General features: G+C 56.7%; 15 protein-coding genes. 9 read left to right on the forward strand and 6 right to left on the reverse strand.

The annotated features are described in order from the left end of the window. Positions 1 to 15: 15 nt before the first annotated feature. Positions 16 to 1,251 (forward strand): alanine transaminase, encoded by a 1,236-nt coding sequence (gene alaC, locus AC6I7J_RS05870; RefSeq protein ID WP_058758368.1) that lies wholly within the window; start codon positions 16 to 18, stop codon positions 1,249 to 1,251. A gap of 42 nt (positions 1,252 to 1,293) precedes the next feature. On the opposite strand, the gene ypdK is transcribed toward alaC, so the two are convergent. From ypdK to AC6I7J_RS05885, 3 genes are all read right to left on the reverse strand, one after another. Continuing rightward, a complete protein-coding gene (ypdK, locus tag AC6I7J_RS05875) occupies positions 1,294 to 1,365 on the reverse strand; it encodes a membrane protein YpdK (protein WP_006120362.1) in 72 nt (23 codons plus the stop codon). 202 nt (positions 1,366 to 1,567) lie between these two features. Further along, positions 1,568 to 2,596 carry an HlyD family secretion protein gene (locus AC6I7J_RS05880; protein ID WP_498006965.1) on the reverse strand — a complete coding sequence of 343 codons (1,029 nt, stop codon included), beginning with the start codon at positions 2,594 to 2,596 and terminating at the stop codon, positions 1,568 to 1,570. Between the two features lie 5 nt (positions 2,597 to 2,601). Beyond that, complete coding sequence (locus tag AC6I7J_RS05885; RefSeq protein ID WP_498006966.1) at positions 2,602 to 4,203, reverse strand: MFS transporter; 1,602 nt, start codon at positions 4,201 to 4,203, stop codon at positions 2,602 to 2,604. Positions 4,204 to 4,352: 149 nt separating this feature from the next. On the opposite strand from AC6I7J_RS05885, the gene AC6I7J_RS05890 reads away from it, so the two are divergent. From AC6I7J_RS05890 to AC6I7J_RS05905, 4 genes are all read left to right on the forward strand, one after another. Further along, positions 4,353 to 5,138 (forward strand): IclR family transcriptional regulator, encoded by a 786-nt coding sequence (locus tag AC6I7J_RS05890; protein WP_058770796.1) that lies wholly within the window; start codon positions 4,353 to 4,355, stop codon positions 5,136 to 5,138. A 7-nt stretch (positions 5,139 to 5,145) separates the two neighbouring features. Next, the gene (locus tag AC6I7J_RS05895; protein WP_141496636.1) at positions 5,146 to 5,598 is read left to right on the forward strand and encodes a universal stress protein; all 453 of its coding nucleotides are present in this window, start codon (positions 5,146 to 5,148) and stop codon (positions 5,596 to 5,598) included. A 9-nt stretch (positions 5,599 to 5,607) separates the two neighbouring features. Then, positions 5,608 to 6,411: a hypothetical protein gene (locus AC6I7J_RS05900; RefSeq protein ID WP_498006967.1), complete on the forward strand. Its 804-nt coding sequence runs from the start codon at positions 5,608 to 5,610 to the stop codon at positions 6,409 to 6,411. 254 nt (positions 6,412 to 6,665) lie between these two features. After that, positions 6,666 to 6,947: a membrane lipoprotein lipid attachment site-containing protein gene (locus tag AC6I7J_RS05905; RefSeq protein ID WP_021509105.1), complete on the forward strand. Its 282-nt coding sequence runs from the start codon at positions 6,666 to 6,668 to the stop codon at positions 6,945 to 6,947. A gap of 73 nt (positions 6,948 to 7,020) precedes the next feature. On the opposite strand, the gene AC6I7J_RS05910 is transcribed toward AC6I7J_RS05905, so the two are convergent. Next, positions 7,021 to 7,173: a hypothetical protein gene (locus AC6I7J_RS05910; protein WP_021509106.1), complete on the reverse strand. Its 153-nt coding sequence runs from the start codon at positions 7,171 to 7,173 to the stop codon at positions 7,021 to 7,023. Between the two features lie 282 nt (positions 7,174 to 7,455). Then, a complete protein-coding gene (locus AC6I7J_RS05915; RefSeq protein WP_498006968.1) occupies positions 7,456 to 8,673 on the reverse strand; it encodes an L-lactate MFS transporter in 1,218 nt (405 codons plus the stop codon). Between the two features lie 280 nt (positions 8,674 to 8,953). Here AC6I7J_RS05915 and AC6I7J_RS05920 point away from each other — a divergent pair, with 280 nt between their 5' ends. Further along, positions 8,954 to 9,193 carry a hypothetical protein gene (locus AC6I7J_RS05920; protein ID WP_021313687.1) on the forward strand — a complete coding sequence of 80 codons (240 nt, stop codon included), beginning with the start codon at positions 8,954 to 8,956 and terminating at the stop codon, positions 9,191 to 9,193. A 36-nt stretch (positions 9,194 to 9,229) separates the two neighbouring features. Here AC6I7J_RS05920 and AC6I7J_RS05925 read toward each other — a convergent pair whose 3' ends face one another. Then, a complete protein-coding gene (locus AC6I7J_RS05925; protein WP_150361603.1) occupies positions 9,230 to 10,129 on the reverse strand; it encodes a DMT family transporter in 900 nt (299 codons plus the stop codon). 182 nt (positions 10,130 to 10,311) lie between these two features. On the opposite strand from AC6I7J_RS05925, the gene AC6I7J_RS05930 reads away from it, so the two are divergent. The 3 genes from AC6I7J_RS05930 (at position 10,312) to tssC (ending at position 13,868) form a co-directional block, all read left to right on the forward strand. Beyond that, the gene (locus AC6I7J_RS05930) at positions 10,312 to 11,175 is read left to right on the forward strand and encodes a helix-turn-helix domain-containing protein (protein ID WP_498006969.1); all 864 of its coding nucleotides are present in this window, start codon (positions 10,312 to 10,314) and stop codon (positions 11,173 to 11,175) included. 614 nt (positions 11,176 to 11,789) lie between these two features. Beyond that, a complete protein-coding gene (tssB, locus tag AC6I7J_RS05935; RefSeq protein ID WP_498006970.1) occupies positions 11,790 to 12,287 on the forward strand; it encodes a type VI secretion system contractile sheath small subunit in 498 nt (165 codons plus the stop codon). Between the two features lie 33 nt (positions 12,288 to 12,320). Further along, positions 12,321 to 13,868: a type VI secretion system contractile sheath large subunit gene (gene tssC / locus AC6I7J_RS05940; RefSeq protein WP_498006971.1), complete on the forward strand. Its 1,548-nt coding sequence runs from the start codon at positions 12,321 to 12,323 to the stop codon at positions 13,866 to 13,868. Positions 13,869 to 13,871 lie beyond the last annotated feature (3 nt).

Here is a 13,871-nt window from a genome sequence, read left to right on the forward strand (position 1 = left end):
AATCCAGAGGACATCATGGCTGATAACAGCACCCCCCGTCGTTTCTCGCGTATTGAACGTCTGCCCCCCTATGTATTTAACATCACGGCTGAATTGAAGATGGCTGCGCGCCGGCGCGGTGAAGACATCATCGATTTCTCCATGGGCAACCCGGATGGCGCGACACCACCGCATATCGTGGAAAAGCTCTGTCAGGTGGCACAGCGTGAAGACACGCACGGCTACTCTACCTCCAAAGGGATTCCGCGCCTGCGCCGCGCCATTTCGCGCTGGTACGCCGAGCGTTACCAGGTGGATATCGATCCGGAATCTGAAGCCATCGTTACCATCGGCTCGAAAGAGGGCCTGGCGCACCTGATGCTGGCGACGCTCGATCACGGCGACACCGTGCTGGTGCCCAATCCCAGCTACCCGATTCACATCTACGGTGCGGTGATCGCCGGCGCGCAGGTGCGCTCGGTGCCGCTGGTCGCTGGGGTAGATTTCTTCAATGAGCTGGAACGCGCCATCCGCGAAAGTTACCCGAAACCGAAGATGATGATCCTCGGCTTCCCGTCCAACCCGACATCGCAGTGCGTGGAACTGGACTTCTTTGAGCGCGTCATCGCGCTGGCGAAACAGTACAACGTGCTGGTCATCCACGATCTGGCCTACGCCGACATCACCTATGACGGCTGGAAAGCGCCGTCGATTATGCAGGTGCCGGGCGCGCGCGATGTGGCGGTGGAATTCTTTACCCTGTCAAAAAGCTACAACATGGCAGGCTGGCGCATCGGCTTTATGGTCGGCAACAAAGAGCTGGTGGCGGCACTGGCACGCATCAAAAGCTATCACGACTACGGCACCTTCACACCGCTGCAGGTGGCGGCGATTGCGGCACTGGAGGGCGATCAGCAGTGCGTGCGTGATATCGCCGAGCAGTATAAACGCCGGCGCGATGTACTGGTGAAGGGGCTGCATGAGGCAGGCTGGATGGTCGATCTGCCGAAAGCGTCCATGTACGTCTGGGCGAAAATCCCCGATCACTATGCGCATCTGGGCTCACTGGAATTTGCCAAGCTGCTGCTGCAGGAGGCGAAAGTGTGCGTCTCGCCAGGCATTGGCTTTGGTGATTACGGCGATACCCACGTGCGTTTTGCCCTGATTGAAAACAGCGATCGTATTCGTCAGGCGGTGCGTGGCATTAAAGCGATGTTCCGCGCCGACGGTATTTTGCCGGGAACGGTAAAAGCGGTGGAAGAAGCAGAGTAACTACAAATCGGGGCGACTGAGCGGTCGCCCCGGCTGGCGTCTTTACAGCATCAGCACGAAGGTGCCGACCCAAAGTAAGACGAAGAAAGAGATTCCCATCAAGGCGTATTTCACAAAACAACTCCTCTGAGCGGTTACAATGATGGCGATCCCAAACCAGCGTAACCCGAACAGAATAAGAGAAAGGTGGAGTTCATCATCGCTACACGCTTTCTACTCAGGTCGCTTCGGGCTGCCCCGAAACAGGATCGAGCGCTAATTTACGCGGAATCGATCCGAAAATAAATAGGTCACTTCTGAGAAGTTGCTCACATTTTCATCGGGTCTCAATCTGCGGAATCGCCGACATGCCGACACGTAATTGCGCCAGATCGCTTTGATGCGGATCCAGCACAATTTTCACCGGCAAACGCTGAACCACTTTAGTGTAGTTGCCGGTGGCGTTATCGGGGGCAATCGCGGAAAACGTGGCGCCGGTAGCGGGCGCAATACTGTCAACGTGACCGGTGAAGGTCTTGCCGGGCAATGCATCAATCTTCACTACCACTTTCTGGCCCGGGCGCACATCCGCCAGCTGCGTCTCCAGATAATTGGCGGTGATGTAAGTCCGCTGTAGCGGCACCACGGCCAGCAGACGCGTACCCGCGCTGACCCAGGCTCCCACGCGCACTGAACGCTGACCCACCATGCCATCCACCGGCGCAATAATACGCGTATAAGAGAGATTCAGCCCGGCCTGGTCGACGCTGGCCTGCGCCGCCGCGACATCAGCCTCCGCCTGACGCAGCGCGGCCTCAAGCACCTTCACCTGCTGTTCGGCCGCCGCCAGCGCCGCTGCGCTCTGGCGCACCGTAGCGGCCGCAGAACGCTGGGTTGAGCTGGCTTTCTGCTGATCGTCAGCGGCTATGGTGCCGCTCTTGTACAGCTGGTTGTAGCGCGCCGCGCTCTGTCCGGCGTACTGTGCCGATGCCTGACTGGCGGCCAGCGTGGCACGGGCCTCGGCAATGGTGGACTGCTGCTGGTCGAGCTGCGCCTGCGCGCTCAGCCGTTTGGCGTCGCTGACTTGCAGATTGGCCCGCGCGGTTTCCAGCGCCACGCGATAGTCGCGGTCATCGAGCGTCGCCAGCACGTCGCCAGCCCGCACGCGCTGGTTATCCTGCACGTTGACGTGGGCAATGTAGCCGGACACCTTCGGGGCCACCAGCGTGTAGTCGGCATTCACCCAGGCATCATCAGTGCGATGGTCGTTGCCGGTCATGGCTGACCACAGCCAGAACGCCATCGCCAGCAAAACCAGCAGCAGGGCGCTCAGCAGGATTGTTCGTTTCATAGCAAAAGCGTGCATAACAGTTATTCCGGAGTTTTGGTAACAGGTTGAATCAGGGTTTGCGGTGGCCAGACGCGTTTCGCCAGGCACAGCGTCAGCACTAACAGCCCGGCAGCGAAGGCGATCAGCATCAGATACGCATCGCTCAGGCTCAGCACCATGGCCTGATGCTTCAGCAGGGTGGCGAAGCCGCTGAGATTGGCCGCGCTGCTGGCGCTGCCGTCGGCCAACAGCGGCAGGCTGCTGCTGGCCTGCTGGCTATCCGCTGCGGTCATCAGCCAGCTGCGGCTGGCAGCCTGATCGACCAGCACGCTGGAGTGAAACTGCTCACGATGGCTGATAAACCACTCCACCAGCGTGCTGGCGGCAATGCTGGCAAAGCCGCGTACGGTATTGAACATGGCGGAGGCGAACGGCCCTTCCGGCGGCGCGACCACGCTGGTGGCGCTCATCAGCACCGGCAGAATCACCATCGGCTGACCAAACGCCTGCAAGACCTGCATCAGCCAGAAGTTTTGCCGCGCCCAGTCGGTGGTAATCTGCATGCCCAGCAGGCAGGCGGTCGCCAGCAGCAGCACACCGACGCTCAGCACCCAGCGGCAGTCAATCCAGCGGATATTCAGCAGGCTGGCGACCAGCGGTGCAATCAGCAACTGCGGCAGGCCGATGGTCAACGCCAGCGGCGCGAACTGCAGCGTGCGAAACCCCTCCACCTGACCAAAATAGGCCGACGGCAGCGCCGAACCGGACAGCGCCAGAATCAGTACACCCGCCAGCGCCAGCAAACCGTGCGACAAATTACGCCGGCGCAGCATCTGCAACTTAAACAGCGGCAGCGGGTGAAACCATTCATTAATAAAGAACACAATCAGCAACGCCAGCGCGCTGAATAATAGGGCGACAAACAGCGGCGAGCTGAGCCAGTCGAGACGCTCACCCTGCGTCAGCGCCAGAATCAGCAGCGCCATGCCCGAGCAGCCGCTCAGCATGCCGAAAAGGTCGATCTGTTTAAATCGCTCAGTGCGCAGCGGATCCTGCGGCAGACCCCAGCCGATCAGCAGCATGGCGATCAGCATGGCCGGCACCACCTGCCAGAACACAAACATCCAGCTGACGTCATCGGTCCAGAACGCCGCCAGCGACGCCGCCAGATTCGGGCCAAACGTGGCGGTGAGGGCGTAAGCACTCAGCCCATAAAGTTTGATCGGCGGTGGCAGAAAGCGCAGCGCCACCGTCATCAGCAGCGGCGGCAGGGCGCCGCCAAACAGTCCCTGCACCACGCGCAGCGCAATAAACAGCGGAGCCGTGGGCATAAAGGGCAGCAGGACACCGCACACCATGAAACCGGCCGACACCGCCAGCGCGAAGCGGCGCAGCGAAAAGGTGACGGCGAACCACGGCGCAATCATCATCGCGGCGACTTCCGCTGCCTGATAGGCCGAAATAATCCAGCTGCCGTCATCGTAGCTAATGCCGACTGCGGCACGGATATCGACCAGCGCGATGTCGGTGACGCGATCGTTTAATCCGGAGGTCAGCGCGGCGATCAGCACCCCTACCAGACCCAGCGCGAGGCGCAGGGTAAAAGGATGCGGTGCCGGTGCCGCGACGGGCTGGGCATTCATAGCAGGTGTCTCGTTATTAGTTGATGCAGTGTATTGCGATGTGATACAGCTCGCATCTTACATTTCGATATGGTGTATTGCAATGTGATACAGGGTGTAAAAGTGCGATCGTTCGCGCTAAAGTAGGGCAGGCCAAAAAGGAACGTATCATGGTAGAACCTCCCTCAAGCCGTGAGGATGAAAAAGCGGGTGGCATTCAGGTCATTGCGCGTGCGGCAAAAATTTTAAATGCGCTCGGTGAGCATCCGGGCGGCATGAGTCTGGGTGAAATTGCGCAGGTGGTCGATCTGCCGCGCTCGACGGTGCAGCGCATCGTGGCGGCGCTGGATAGCGCGCAGCTGGTGCGCAGCGGCGGGGCAGGCGGACTGCGCCTCGGTCCGGCGTTGCTGAAGCTGATCTCCAGCGTGCACAGTGACGTGGTGGAAATTGTCCGGCCGTTCCTCGAACAACTCTCGGCGGAAATCAATGAAACGGTATCGCTGGCGCGGGCCAGCGGAACGCAGCTGGCGATTGTCCATTACGTGGTGGCCACGCGTGAGCTGCGCGTGGTGCCCCACATCGGCCTGAATCTGCCGCTCTACAGTACGTCCGGTGGCCGGGCGCTGCTGGCGCTGGAGAGCGACGAAGATGTGCGGGTGATGGTCGGTGAAGCCTATGCGGAACTGACGGAAATGACGGTAAAAACGCTACCGCAGTTGCTGACGCTGATTGCGGAGGTGCGCGCCAGCGGACTGGCTATCGATCGCGGCGAAACGCTGGAGGGCATTTCCACCATGGCGGTCGCGATTGATACGCTGTTCGGGCGCTTCTCGATCTCACTGCTGGTGCCGACGGCACGTTTTCAGCGCCAGGAAGCGCATTACCGGACAGCGCTGATAAAGTGTAAAGAGGCGCTGATTCGCGAAATTGGCAAAATAACTGCTGCGGAAGGATAACCGACTGATGAAAACCTTGCTGATGGCCATCGATAACTCACCGGTGGCGGAAAAAGTGATCGCCCTGACCATTGAACAGGCGCTGGCGCAACAGGCGCAGGTCACCGTGCTGTGCTGTGTCGATCCGGCTTATTCGTCGTGCAATCAGCCGATTGAGATCGACGCCGGGGAAGACCCGGACGATTTTGTCGTGGCGCAGGATGAACAAAACACAGCTGAAATGGTGGTACGCCATGCGCTGTCACCGCTGCTGCGCGCTGGCATTGACGCACGCGGGCTGATTCTGGCCGGTGAAGCGGCGGAAACCATTGTGGCGCAGTCTGAGGCGTTGCACGCCAGTATGATTATAATGGGCCGTCGTCACCTGTCGCCGCTCAACCGCCTGCTGAAAGGCTCGGTAAGCGCAGCAGTGATTGAACGCGCCAGCTGTCCGGTTTTAATTGACGTTCGCAAGGATTAATGTCGCTCCATGTTCTCGCTTTTCCCGCTCACGCTGGCCGCTTTTGTGCTGCTGGCGATCATCATCGTGATACTGCTGCGCACCACCGCGCTGCGCGTCTGGCAGGGTGTCCTGCTGTTTTTGCTGCCTGTGCTGCTGGCCAATCTGCTGTGGTTTAGCTGGCTGCATCCGCGTCAGGAGCGCGAGGCGCTGGCGGCGCAGGTGGCTATCCAACTGAGCGACGCGCCGGGTTATCGCGTGCTGAAAGTGCAGGAGCCGGCGCTGTGGCAACTGCTCAATCGCGAGTTGCAGCACAAGCTGGGAGAGGGCGTACCTGCGGAGCAGGCGCTGGGCGATATGCGCGGCTGGCTGATGGATTTGGTGAATCAGCGCATGGCGCGCGCCAGCGATGCGGCGATCATCAACTACATCCGCGTTTCGGTGCAGGAGATGCAGGCGCTGCAGCAGCAGGATACGCAGCGCTGCTTCCGTTTCCTCTATCCGCAGGTCAGCGGTGGCGTCAATCTGCAACAGGTGCTGTCGCCGGAGCTTAATCAGCGCGATGGTGAAGCGCTCGAGGCACTGCTGCAAAACAGTACCGGCGACGAGCTGGCGGTGGATCAGCCTCAGGCGCAGCGCGATCTGCAGCGCGTGGTGGAAAAACTGTATGGCAAGTGGGGCGATAAGCTGCAGCAGTTGAATATGCCGGCGGATACGGCGGTGGATCGCGGCACGATGTGTGCGATGTCGATTGATCTTTACAGCGGAATTCTCGCATTGCCGGACAAACAAGCGGCCAATCTTTTGCGTAAGATGGTCAGCCTTACCGGATAACGGGCAAAAAAAAGCCCGCTCAGCACGGGCATAAAGGTCACTTTCAGTATGTCTTTTTGTGGGTATCACCTGGTGTGGTGCAGACTTCGTGTTGTCTGAAGTCATCTTCTCACTGCTGATGTGATAAGGAAAACCGTTTGGTTTTATTGATTTGATTGGCGAAAGCTTTGCATTAATCGGACATTTCGCGTCTTTTTCCTATAGAGGCGTGTGGCGTTGCCTTTTACACTGCAACGTCTGATGAGGACACCCTAATGAATAAAATGCTTATTAGCGCGTTAGCGCTTTTTATGCTGGCCGGTTGTAGTGTCAGCAAACCCGGGGGTTTTGAGCGCGTGGATGAAGATGCTCGTTCAAATACCGTACAGTATCGTTACGATCCACAGAAGCTGGATAAAGATGCGCTGGAACTTGATCTGGCGAATTACTGTAACCAGCGCGGCTTCGATAAAGTCGAATCGCTTCCGGCGCAGGACAGTAATTTGCCTGGCCTGAAGAAAGTCTGGTATCAATGTAATTACGCAGTGAAAAGCTAAAAAATAAGGGCGGGATTGATTTCCGCCCTTTCTTTATTCATTTTTTATTATGTGCTGTGTGTGCTTTGCCCAATTACCAGTGACGATAGCCGCCATGGCCGTGATGCCAGCCGCCGCCGTGCCCGTGGCCCCAGCCGGGACCGCGTCCATGGTCGTGCTCGATAATACACCCGCTTAGCATGGTCATCATCGCCACCACCGAAGCGACTTTTATTAACTTCTTCATGGAGAGTCCTCCTCTTTTCCAATGAGGCCAGATTAACCGGGAAAAGTGGAGTGAAGATGCAGTGAATGTAGAGTTATTTCCGTAATTATTACCAGATATGTCAATTAAAAGCTAAAAGTGACAGGGCGGGAAATAAACCAATCGGAATAAGCTGAATAGCGCCTGATAATAACCCGATTACTCTGAAATGCAAGGTTAAATAACAGTCATTCTCAACGCGTGATCAATTCTGTGGTCATCAGTAAAAAGCCTGCCGTGCATTTACACGGCAGGGTGGGTGAATTAATTATGCAGTACCGGCGAGGCCAGGTTTTGACGATTTGGCAGACGGATACTGAGCGACAGCACCAGCGAGATCACCAGCAGTGTCATAATCAGACTGAAGGTCACGGTGAAGCCGCCGAACACCGAAGCCACCAGCGAGCCAAGCACGCTACCGATGCCGAAGCCGAGATAGATCAGGCCGTAGTTTTTGGTCAGGTTGTTGAGGCCGAAGAAATCGCTGACCAGTGACGGAAAGACGGTGATGGTGCCGCCAAAGCTGAACGCCACGCAGGCCAGCGACAGGAAGAAGGTGGTTTCATTCATGTGGGTGAACAGCAGGATGCTCATACCGCTCAGCGAAACCAGCTGTGCCAGCGAAATGACCCGGATGCGCGCCATTTTGTCCGACAGTACGCCGAGAATCAGTCGTCCGCTCAGGTTGGCAATGGCAATTACCGTCACCGCATTGGCCGCCGTTTGCGTAGTCAGGTGCACCAGGCCTTCACCAATGTCTTTCGCGACGCCAATCACATACAGACCGCTCATGCAGGCCGTCAGGAACATCAGCGCCAGCATCCAGTACTGCGGCAGGCGCACCGACTGCGCCAGCGTAAACTCCTGTGCCGCCTGCTGCTGACGTGAGCCGGCCTGCTGTAGCGGCGCATCGCGCATCATCAGGGCACCGGCAATAATCATCGTCATCGCCAGCGCACCCCAAATCACAAAGGTATTTTCCAGCCCCTGAGTGCTGAGCAGCGCACCACAGATAAATTTAAAGCCGAGACTGCCGAGGCCGTAAGCGCCGATCGAACAGGCCGAAATCAGCCCTTTGCGCTCCGGAAACCACTTCACGCAGTTAGAGAGCGTCATCAGATAGCCCGCGCCATCGGCCAGCCCGACCAGAATGCCGGCGCTCAGGTACAGCATCATCAGGTTGTCAGCATGGGCGGTCAGCCAGAAGCCAATGGCCATCAGAATGCCTGAACCGATAGTGACATTGCGCACGCCAAAGCGCTCCTGCAGCTTGCCGGCCAGCGAGGAGGCAATCGCCAGACCGAGGCTGAGCAGACCAAAGGAAAAAGCCACCTGGCTGACCGGCGCATCCAGTTTCTGTGCCAGTTGGCCATTAAACAGGCTCCAGGTATAAACCGAGCCGAGCGCGAACTGGGTAATGATGGTGCCTGCGAGGGTAAGGATACGGACACGCTGATGATTAGGGGTAACGGCTGTTGTCATTTTTCTCTCTCCCATCCGGGAATACGGAATCTGCAGCGATAATAAGTCTCACGCGGGCGCGGGTGGTGCGGACGGGCGTGAACGGAGCGGGAGACGGAATGAAATGCTGTGAAAACGGTATGAATGGCATTGCGCCTTTGCTTAAGCGCAGCGCGGATGTCGTCACATGAACAGGCATTGCGACAGGTGAGCATGTGTAACAGGGTGTTTTAAGCGCAGCATCTGCGCGGCAAAACACAGGAACTTTGCCAGGCTTATAGTTCACTCAACAGGAGGAAATATGAAAGACCGGGCATATGAATCCGTATCCAGCGGGGATGAGGTTTGCTGCATCATCGGTCAGGCGGTTATCGAGTTAAGCGATGAACAGCAGCCTGTGACCAGGTCCACCCTGTCGCTGAAATTACTGGCGATGGCCGACCGCGACAGAGATGATGAACGCGTTCTGCTTTACTGGATTGCCAGAAAAGCCATTAACCAACCTCACCAGCTCAACATCGGCGTCGGGGGCTGGCGCTAGAGGAGTGACAGAGCGGGCGTCATGCCCGCTCTTGCTTCAGGCCAGATGTAACCGGCGATGAGCCGGCCAGCGCACGAACATCACCATATTCCCTGCCAGAATCATCACCAGCCCGACGATAGCATTGCTATGCCACTGATAGCCTTCATACAGCGTCGAAAGCGTCAGTGCCACCAGCGGAAACAGCAGGGTGCTGTAAGCCGCCTGACTGGCACCGATGCGCCCCACCAGCGTGAAGTAGGCACCAAAGCCCAGCACCGAGCCAAACAAAGCCAGATAACTCATTGCCCCCAGCCACTGCAGATTGAGTGCCGGTGCCAGCGCGTCGCCATTCACCAGCGCCAGCACGGCCATGATCAGCGCACCGTACAGCATGGCGTAGCTGTTGGTGGTCAGCACGTCGCGCTGACGACGCTGATGGCGGGTAGAAATCATATTGCCGAAGGAGAAACCGAGCGTGCCCAGCGCGCTCAGCCCCACGCCCCACAGCAGCTGCGGCGCAACATGGGCTGACTGAATATCCTGCCAGAACAGCGCAACAATTCCGCCGAGACCCAGCGCGGCGGCGGGCAGCAGGCGGAAAGGCGGGCGCTGGCGGAAAAAGATCCAGCTGTTGAGCGCGTTATACAGCACCGCCATCGAAAAAATCACCGACTCCAGTCCGGTGCTGATCATCGCTGCCGCATGGTAAAAGCAGACAAAATTAAAACCAAATACGCAGCCGCCCTGTAACAGACAAAACAGGTGGTCACGCGCATCCAGCGTACGCAGACGTTTCAGCAGCCGGAGAAGCACCAGCATGGTCAACGAGGCGAACAGGAAGCGCCAGAACACCGCCACCAGTACCGGCGTATCGGCGGCCTGCTGCTGCAGAAAAATCGCAATCCAGGTGGTGCCCCAAATCAGCACCACCGCGAGGTATAACATCAGGTTCATCAGAAACTCTCCGGCGGAATCAGGCTCGCAGTGTGCCTGAGCGACAGGAGCGCGGCTTGCATGGCTTTGCGCAGCACTTGCAAATTCTTGCGCTTTTTCCCGCCTGGTCCGGCATTGGCCTGTTTTCTGTCCGGTCAGTTGCGTAAACTACAGGACATCAATCCAGAGAGCGATGTCAGACCATGCCGGAATATCAGACGTTTACTATGCTTCAGCGTCACAAAGCGCAGCTGCGCGATAGCGTGCAGCTGAGCGGCGGCATTCGGCTGGCGGCGTGGTTCAACAGTGGCGATCGCGTGACCAACCTCAGCGATCACCATACGCTTAGCCTGTACGTGGCTGACGGTTACGACACCTGGCACAAAACACCGCACGGCTGGCGCAACGGCGGCGCGCCGGATCGCTTTTGCCTGATGCCGTCTGGCACCGAGTCGACCTGGGATCTGCGCGCGGATTTATCCTTCGTGCACCTCTACTGCACCGATACGCATTTGCGTCACCTTGGTGAGCAGGTGTGGGATCGCAGCCCGGCGCAGCTTAATCTGCATGAGAAGATTTTTGCCGACGATGACCGCATCACCCAACTGTATCGTCATTTTCTGCTGAGCGCCGACTGGCAGCAACCGGCCAACCAGCTGATGCTGAGCAGCGCCTCAACACTACTGATGACCCATCTGCTGCAGCGCTACAGCGAGGTACAGTGGCAGCTGCCGCAGGTGCGCGGCGGACTGGCGCCGGCGGTATTGCGCCGCGTGCTGGCGCTGATCGATACGCAGCTGGATCAGCCGTTAACGCTGGCCCAACTGGCGGCAGAGGCGGCGCTCAGCGAATACCATTTTGCACGTTTGTTCCGCAGCAGCAGCGGCGAAGCGCCGCACCAGTATGTGATGCGCCGCCGTATGGAAGCCGCGCAGCAGCTGCTGCAATTCAGCACGCTGTCGCTCACTGAGATTGCCCTGCGCTGCGGTTTCCACTCCTCCAGCCATTTCAGCAACCGCTTCCGTCAGCTGCACGGCATGGCACCCTCGGCATGGCGTCAGCGCTGACGGGGCAGTTGGAATGAATTTTGCGAGGAATAGATTACTGAATTAGCAGCGGCGCGATTTATCGCGTACGTCATTATTGCATGAACCACGCTATCCTGATTGATTCCCTCTGGTCGCTCCCGAACGTTATTTATACGAAATTTCCCACATGGGTGGTGATTTATACGATCACGTTGAACGGATGTAGCACGGGGCTTAGTTGCGCTCTGTTTTACCTGAAATCTTTACTTCATCTCATTACCGTCCTGTATAAAACTCCGCACTGCTTTTATCCGCATTTTTTATCTTTTTATGTCATTTCTTTCTTGATGGTGTGATGGTTTTTGGCGGATTTTTTATTTTGACCTGAATCAACAAATTCACGCTTTATTAATATTAATCCACAACTTTATTTTTTATTGGCATTAATGTGCGGCCTTTAATGTCTTTGCCAGTTTTTTTAGCTGGTTTCAGGTGACAATGATCTGCATTTTTTAGTGTTAATGGCTTGTGGCTGTCGCTTTTGTAGCTTAAAGATCTGGCTGTTTGCTTTTTTGTCGATCATTGCTCTGTTGTTACCTCTAAAGTAGTATGGCGCGAAAAATGTGCGCTGAGATAAACAGAGGGATGATGAAATGGCAGATAGTTTCCAGAATGAAGTGCCAAAGGCACGTATTAACTTAAAACTTGACCTGCATACCGGGGGCGCAAGCAAGAAAACCGAGCTTCCGCTGAAATTACTGGTGGCGGGCGACTTCAGTCATGGTCAGGCAACCGCACCATTATCAGAGCGAGCCAAAGTTAATCTGAACAAAAATAATTTTGACGCAGTGCTTTCCGAATATTCGCCCAAAGTCACGGTTGCCGTTAAAAATACGCTGGCCGATGACGGCAGCGAAGACAGCATCAGTCTGACTTTCCAGAGCATGAAAGATTTCTCTCCGGAACAGGTCTCCCGGCAAATACCTCAGCTGAAGGCCATGCTTTCCATGCGTAATTTACTGCGTGATTTAAAAGCCAACCTGCTGGATAACCATGCCTTCCGAAAAGAGCTGGAAAAAATTCTGCTGGACCCGGCGTTAAGCGCAGAACTGCGCGCTGAGCTCTCAACCCTGGCACCAAAACAGCCATAACCATCACGATGATTTAACGGATTAATAAGGAAGATGCTGATGTCTGTAAATAATGAGAATGCGACGGGTGGCGAGAGCGTGGTGCTGGAACGTCCGGCAACCGGTGGGGTCTATGCCACCCTGTTTGAAAAAATCAATCTTAACCCGGTTTCTGAGCTGAGCGCGCTGGATATCTGGCAGGATGCGCAGGCGATGTCGGATGCAACGGCGGATGAGCGTTTAACCGCCAGCATGCAGGTATTTCTGGAGTGCCTGAAAAAATCAGGCACAAAAGTTGAAAAACTCGACAAAAACCTGATTGACCATCATATCGCCGCGCTGGATCACCAGATCAGCCGTCAGCTGGATGCGGTCATGCACAGCGAAGAGTTCCAGGCAGTGGAGAGCCTGTGGCGCGGCGTGAAATCGCTGGTTGATAAAACCGATTTCCGCCAGAACGTGAAAGTCGAACTGCTGGATATGTCTAAAGAAGATCTGCGTCAGGACTTCGAGGACAGCCCGGAAATTATCCAGAGCGGTCTGTATAAACACACCTACATTGATGAGTATGACACACCAGGCGGCGAGCCGATTGCGGCGCTGATTTCCGCTTATGAGTTTGATGCGTCTGCGCAGGATGTTGCCCTGCTGCGCAATATTTCAAAAGTGTCTGCTGCGGCGCATATGCCGTTTATCGGCTCTGCCGGCCCGCAATTCTTCCTCAAGGATTCAATGGAAGACGTAGCGGCCATCAAAGATATCGGTAACTATTTTGACCGCGCTGAATACATCAAGTGGAAATCCTTCCGCGAGACGGACGATTCGCGCTATATCGGTCTGGTGATGCCGCGTGTGCTGGGTCGCCTGCCGTATGGCCCGGACACCGTACCGGTGCGCAGCTTCAACTACGTTGAAGAAGTCAAAGGCCCGGATCACGACAAATACCTGTGGACCAACGCCTCGTTTGCCTTCGCATCCAACATGGTGCGCAGCTTCATTAACAATGGCTGGTGCGTGCAAATCCGTGGTCCACAGGCTGGTGGTGCGGTGCAGGATCTGCCGATTCATCTGTACGATCTGGGCACCGGTAATCAGGTGAAGATCCCGAGTGAGGTAATGATCCCGGAAACCCGTGAATTCGAGTTCGCCAATCTCGGTTTCATTCCGCTGTCCTACTACAAAAACCGCGACTACAGCTGCTTCTTCTCGGCCAACTCCACCCAGAAACCCGCGCTGTATGACACTGCGGATGCCACCGCTAACAGCCGCATTAACGCCCGCCTGCCGTATATCTTCCTGCTGTCGCGTATCGCGCATTATCTGAAGCTGATTCAGCGTGAAAACATCGGCACCACCAAGGATCGGCGTCTGCTGGAACTGGAGTTGAACACCTGGGTGCGCAGCCTGGTGACCGAAATGACCGATCCGGGCGATGAGCTGCAGGCTTCTCACCCGCTGCGCGACGCGAAGGTGGTAGTGGAAGATATCGACGACAACCCGGGCTTTTTCCGCGTCAGGCTGTACGCCATCCCACACTTCCAGGTGGAGGGCATGGACGTCAACCTGTCACTGGTTTCCCAGATGCCGAAGGCGAAATCGTAAGCG

Source organism: Type-C symbiont of Plautia stali (assembly GCF_059730935.1).